3 protein-coding genes are annotated in these 6,522 nt (G+C 73.1%); 1 reads left to right on the plus strand and 2 read right to left on the minus strand.

The features are described 5' to 3' along the window. The coding region (locus ABD317_RS32165; protein ID WP_344294615.1) for a CARDB domain-containing protein at positions 1–2,841 on the plus strand (2,841 nt) is incomplete at its 5' end. Positions 2,842–3,138: 297 nt separating this feature from the next. Here ABD317_RS32165 and ABD317_RS32170 read toward each other — a convergent pair. Both ABD317_RS32170 and ABD317_RS32175 read right to left on the minus strand, forming a co-directional pair. After that, on the minus strand, positions 3,139–4,095 hold the full coding sequence (locus ABD317_RS32170) for a pirin family protein (protein WP_344294617.1): 957 nt from the start codon (positions 4,093–4,095) through the stop codon (positions 3,139–3,141). Positions 4,096–4,206: 111 nt separating this feature from the next. Beyond that, positions 4,207–6,522, minus strand: a 2,316-nt coding sequence (locus tag ABD317_RS32175; protein WP_344294620.1) for an RICIN domain-containing protein, incomplete at its 5' end; no start/stop codon positions are given.

Here is a 6,522-nt window from a genome sequence, read left to right on the forward strand (position 1 = left end):
GGCGAGCCCGCCGCGCCCGGGCCCGCCACCGCCGCCACCCGCGCGGCCGCCGCCGACCCCGATCTGGCCGCCGGCAAGCCGATCACCGCCTCCTCGACCGTGTACCACTTCGTGGCCGCCAACGCCAACGACGGCGACCGCGGCACCTACTGGGAGGGCGCGGGCGGCAGCTACCCCAACACCCTCACCGTCGAACTGGGCGCCGACGCCGACGTCAGCGCCGTCGTCGTCCAGCTCAACCCCGACCCGATCTGGGGCCCGCGCACCCAGACCTTCGCGGTCCTCGGCCGCGAGCAGGGCTCCGACTCCTTCACCACCCTGAAGGCCGCCACCGGTTACGACTTCGACCCGGCCACCGGCAACAGCGTCACCGTCCCGGTGAGCGGCCGCGTCGCCGACGTGCGGCTGTCGTTCACCGGCAACACCGGTGCCCCGGCCGGCCAGGTCGGCGAGCTGCAGGTCCTCGGCACCGCCGCACCCAACCCCGACCTGGAGGTCACCGGCCTCACCCACACCCCCGCCGACCCCGACGAGACCGACCCGGTCACGCTCTCCGCGACCGTGCACAACGCCGGCGCGGAGCCCGCGGCGGCCACCGGACTCGACTTCCTGCTCGGCGGCGAGCCGGCCGGCGGCGCCGACGTCGACGCGCTGGCCCCGGGCGCCACGCAGACCGTGACCGCGGACGTCGGCGCGCACGACGCCGGCGAGTACGCACTCGCCGCCGCCGTCGACCCCGACGACACGGTCGTCGAGCAGGACGAGGAGAACAACGAGTACACCAGCCCCACCCCGCTCGTCGTCGCCCCCGTGCAGAGCAGCGACCTCGTCGCCGCCAGGGTGAACCGGACGCCCAGCTCCCCGGCCGCGGGCGAGACCGTCGACTTCGCCGTGGCGGTGCAGAACCAGGGCACCCGGGACTCCGCGGGCGGCAGCCACGCCGTCACGCTGACGCTCCGCAACGCGGCGGGCGACACGGTCGCCACCCTGGACGGCGCCCACGACGGCGTCATCGCGGCCGGCGCCACCACGGACCCGGTCGGCCTCGGCAACTGGACGGCCGCCGACGGCTCGTACACCGTCGAGGTGGAGATCGCCGCCGACGCCAACGAGGTGCCGGTCAAGCGCGGGAACAACACCGTCACCGAGTCGCTGTTCATCGGGCGCGGCGCCGACATGCCGTACGACATGTACGAGGCCGAGGACGCCGCCGTCGGCGGCGGCGCGCAGGTCGTCGGCCCGAACCGGACCATCGGCGACGTCGCGGGCGAGGCGTCCGGGCGGCGCGCGGTGACCCTCGACCGGACCGGCGAGTCCGTGGAGTTCACCACCCGGGCCAGCACGAACACCCTCGTCACCCGGTTCTCCATCCCCGACGCCCCGGGCGGCGGCGGCATCGACGCCACGCTCAACGTCTACGTCGACGGCACCTTCCACAAGGCCCTCAGCCTCACCTCGAAGTACGCCTGGCTCTACGGCGCCGAGGCCAGCCCCGGCAACAACCCCGGCGCGGGCCCGGCCCGGCACATCTACGACGAGGCGAACCTGATGCTGGACACGACCGTGCCCGCCGGCAGCAGGATCAAGCTGCAGAAGGACGCGGCCAACACCTCCAGCTACGCGATCGACTTCGTCAGCCTGGAGCAGGTCGCGCCCGAGGCCAACCCCGACCCCGCCGCGTACACCGTGCCGACCGGATTCGGACAGCAGGACGTGCAGAGCGCCCTGGACCGGGTGCGGATGGACACCACCGGCCGGCTCAAGGGCGTCTACCTGCCGCCCGGCACCTACGAGACGTCCGGCAAGTTCCAGGTCTACGGCAAGGCCGTGCAGGTCGTCGGCGCCGGCCCCTGGTACACCCGCTTCCACGCCCCCGCCGGCCAGCAGAACACCGACGTCGGCTTCCGCGCCGAGCAGTCGGCGGCCGGCTCCGGCTTCCGCGGCTTCGCCTACTTCGGCAACTACACCACCCGCATCGACGGACCCGGCAAGGTCTTCGACTTTCAGAACGTCTCCGGCATCACGATCGAGGACATCTGGAACGAGCACATGGTGTGCCTCTACTGGGGCGCGAACACCGACGACATCACCATCCGGGACTCGCGCATCCGCAACTCCTTCGCGGACGCCGTCAACATGACCAACGGCAGCACCGGCGCCCGCGTCGTCAACAACGAGTCGCGCGCGACCGGCGACGACAGCTTCGCGCTCTTCTCCGCCATCGACGCGGGCGGCGCGGACATGCACGACAACGTCTACGAGAACCTGACGTCGCTGCTGACCTGGCGGGCCGCGGGCATCGCCGTCTACGGCGGCTACGACAACACCTTCCGCAACATCCGCATCGCCGACACGCTCGTCTACTCCGGGATCACCGTCAGCTCGCTCGACTTCGGCTATCCGATGAACGGCTTCGGCACCGAGCCGACGACCCTGGAGAACATCACCATCGAACGCTGCGGCGGGCACTTCTGGGGCGCGCAGACCTTCCCGGGCATCTGGCTCTTCTCCGCCTCGGAGGTCTTCCAGGGCATCCGGATCAACAACGTCGACATCATCGATCCGACCTACTCCGGAATCATGTTCCAGACGGACTATGTGGGAGGTCAGCCGGAGTACCCGATCAAGGACACGATCCTCACCGACGTCTCGATCACCGGTGCCCGCAAGAGCGGTGACGCCTACGACGCCAAGTCCGGTTTCGGTCTGTGGGCGAACGAGCTGCCCGAGCCCGGCGAGGGCCCGGCCGTCGGCGAGGTGACGTTCCGCAACCTGACCATGAGCAACAACGCGCAGGACATCAAGAACACCACGTCCACGTTCACCATCAACATCGAGTGACCCACGGCCCCTCCCGGGCAGGCGCCCCGGCCGGAGCCCGAAGCCCGGCCGGGGCGCCGTCCGCACCTCCGCCGGTCCGGAGGATGCGGTCGTACGGGGCACGCGGTGCCCGAACGGGCACTGCCGGAACTGGCTTGATTCCGTCCCGGCGACCGGCGTACGGCTTCGCAACTGAGCTACTGACCCGTAGTCTTCTGTTCGGGCCCCGTTGTTCCCCCGGCAGCGGGGCCCCTGCCCTCTCCCGCGGCCTCCGCGGCGCCCCCGGAGAGCCGCTCGACGCAGGGCGCGGGCCGCCGCTCAGCGCGGCTTCAGCGGTGCCGGCGGCAGCGGCGGAGCCTCCAGCCGGGGGCCGGCGTAGCCGCGGACCTCGCCGAAGCGGGTGCCGTCCGCCCAGTCCCGGCGGGCCCGGTCGATCTCGTCGTGGTGGCGGCCGACGAAGTTCCACCACATCACGATCCGCTCCGCGAACGGCTCCCCGCCGAGCAGCATCAGCGAGCTGTCCACGTCCGCGCGCAGCGGCAGCTCGGTGCGCCCGCAGCCCAGGTAGACCATCGACTCCGGCGCCAGCCGCAGCCCGTCGACCTCCGCCTCGCCGGACATCGTCAGGGCCGCGTACTCGAAGTCCGGCTGCACCGGCAGCCGCGTGTCGGTACCCGCCGCCAGGGTGACGTCGGCGCCGACGATCGGCGTGTACGTCGTCCCCGGGGACGCCGCCCCCGCCAGCTCGCCGAGGACGACCGTCGCGGACAGCCCGCCGCCGCCGGCCACCCGCGGCAGCTCCGCGTGGTGTTCGAACGCGGGCGCGGTGTCGCGGTGGGCGTCGGGGAGCGCCACCCACAGCTGCGCGCCGTGCAGCAGCCGCGCGTGGTCGCGCGGCGACTCCTCCGAGTGGGCGACGGCCCGGCCCGCCGTCATCAGCGCCAGCTCCCGCGGCCGTACCGTCTGCAGGCAGCCGAGGCTGTCGCGGTGCAGGACCTCGCCGTCGTGCAGCCAGCTGACGGTCTGCAGCCCGGTGTGCGGGTGCGGCGGCACCTGCATCCCCGGCTGGTCCGCGATGTCGTCGGGGCCGTAGTGGTCGACGAAGCACCAGGCGCCGACCATCCGCCGGCCGAGGTTCGGCAGCAGCCGCCGCACGACCGTACTCTCGCCGAGCGGCATGTGCCGCGCCTGCAGCACCTCGCGCACCGGTTCCGCCGTCACGTCCGCCCGCCCGCCGCACGCGGCGACCGGGGGCCTCACGTCGAGATTGCTCATGTCCACCACGCTACGCGGGGACGGCCGGCGCCCCTGCCAGGAAGCCGGCCGCCCGCGCGGCGCGTACGCGGTCCCGCCGCCGGGCTCCCGCCGGCGGCCGGGGCGGTCCGCCTAGGCCGGCGCCGCGACCAGCCGCCACAGGTGGTCGGGCGTGCCGTTGTCGTCGAACTGCACCACCTGCGCGCTGTTCTGCGTCGACATGCCGTCGACGCCGAGCACCTTGCCGCTGTGCTCGTTGCGGAGGCGGAACCAGCCGTCCGCGTCGGGGACGATCCGCCACAGGTGGTCCGGCGTGCCGTTGTCCTCGTACTGCACGACGGGCGCGCTGTTCTCGGTCGACATGCCGTCGACGCCGAGCACCTTCCCGCTGTGGCCGTTGCGGATCAGCAGCAGCCCGTCGCCGCGGTCGAGCAGCTGCCAGGAGTGGTCGGACGTGCCGGAGTTGTCGAACTGGTGGACCCGGGCGCTGTTCTCCAGCGACATCCGGTCCACCGCCAGCACCTTGCCGCTGTGCTTGTTCCGCACCCGGTGGTACGGCGGCTCCGGCGTCCACGGCGTGCCGTCCGGGTCCGCCGTCGGAAACGCCGTGATCCGCAGCCGGGCCGCGCCCATCGGGACCAGCGTCACCGTCTCCGGCGACGCCTCGCTGCGCGCCGGGCTCTGCTGCAGCGGCGCGACGACCCGCTGCCGGTCGGCGACCCACTCCGGCAGCCGGCGCGCGGGGGCGGTGATGCGCACGGGGGTGTGCTCGTGGGTGAACGGGTCGCCGGTCAGCGGGCCGTCGTCGCGGTGGAACGCCAGGCCCCGCGGAGCGTCGGGGGACAGGGCGTAATTCCAGGGCGTGGTGGCGTGCACGGCGAGGTGCGGGAACGCGTCGCTGCCGCCGGTGCGCTCGTACGACTCGCCGATACGCAGCGAGTACGTCAGCGGCCCCCGGTCGACGCTGACCGCGCCGCCGTTGGCCTCCCACACCCGTACCGACGTGCGCTGCGGCAGCCGCAGCACGACGGTGTCGCCGCTCGCCCAGCTCCGCTTCAGCCGGGCGAAGCCCGGCCCCGGAGCCGCCGCCACCGGCTTCCCGTTCACCGTCACCTCCGGCGCGGCGCACCAGCCGGGAACGCGCAGCAGCAGCGTGAACGGCACTCGCCGCGCGGTGGTGACGCGCAGCGTCACCGTCTCGGTGAACGGGTAGTCCGTCTCCTCGGCGATCGTCACCTCGGTGCCGCGCACCCGGGTCCGCACCTCGCACGGCGCGTACATCGACGCGGCGAGCCCGCCGTCCGGCGTGGTCAGCCACAGTTCCTCGGTGAAGTACGGCCAGCCCATGCCGTAGTTGTGCGGGCAGCAGCGGTACTGGTCGACGCCCGGCTGGAACGACTGCATCGCGAAGCCGTTCTGGAACTGGCCGTCGTTCTTGCGCACGTCGTCCAGGTCGATCGAATTGGCGCTCGTGATGTAGTGCACGCCGCGCCCGGCCGGGTCGGTCGCGGCGGGCAGCAGGTTGAACGCCAGCTCCTCGCAGCGGTCGGCCCACAGCGGGTCGCCGGTGATCCGGGTCAGCAGCTCGTGGCTGGCCATGAACTCGACGATGCCGCAGGTCTCGAAGCCCTGCCGGGGGTCGCCGAAGCCGGGCCGGGCGTTCTCGTCCCCGGCGAAGCCGCCGCCGGGGAACTGCCCGTACTGCGCCAGGATCCGCTCGTAGCCGCGGTACGTGGCCCCGGTCAGCCCGTCGTCGCCGGCGCGCAGCGCGTACTGCGCGGGCTCCCGGAACCCCTGCGCGACGTTGACGTTGTGCAGGTCGGGGAAGGAGTCCACCCAGTTTCCGCCCCAGTGGTGCATCTTGTCGGCGAGGTCGAGGAGGAAGTCCTCACCGGTGCGGGCGTGCATCCAGAACGCGATGTCGATGCCGTCGCCCCACCGCTTGGACACCCAGCCGGCGTCGAACGCGCCCCTGCCCTGCGCGTTCATGAAGCGCAGGAAGGGCAGGACGAACGGCACGATCCGCTCGTCGCCGGTGAACTCCTCGTGGCTGCGCAGCGCCTGCAGCAGCGGCAGGTACGGCCAGAAGTCGGGCCCTCCGCCCCGAGCGGTGCGCAGGCGGGCCGGGCCGAAGAAGCCGTCGGGCTGCCCGGTGGCCAGGACCGCGTCGATCCAGCGGCGGGCGGTCGCCTGCGCGGCGGCGTCGCCGGTGAGCGCGGCGAGCGGGACGTAGCCGCGCAGCCAGTACGTGACCTCCTCCCAGCCGGCGCGGTCGGGGTGCACCCAGCCGGAGCCGTCGAAGTCGAGGAAGTGGGAGATCCGGTCGTAGCGGCCGAAGAGCCCGCCGAGGAGCGTGCGGAGCCGGCCGGCGAGCCAGCCGCGCGGGGTGATGCTGCCGAGCGGCAGCTTGCCGAAGGAGGCGGCGGCGTACGGGGTGCGCGGTGGCCG

It is taken from the genome of Streptomyces synnematoformans, from assembly GCF_039531005.1.
Classification (GTDB): Bacteria; Actinomycetota; Actinomycetes; order Streptomycetales; family Streptomycetaceae; genus Streptomyces; species Streptomyces synnematoformans.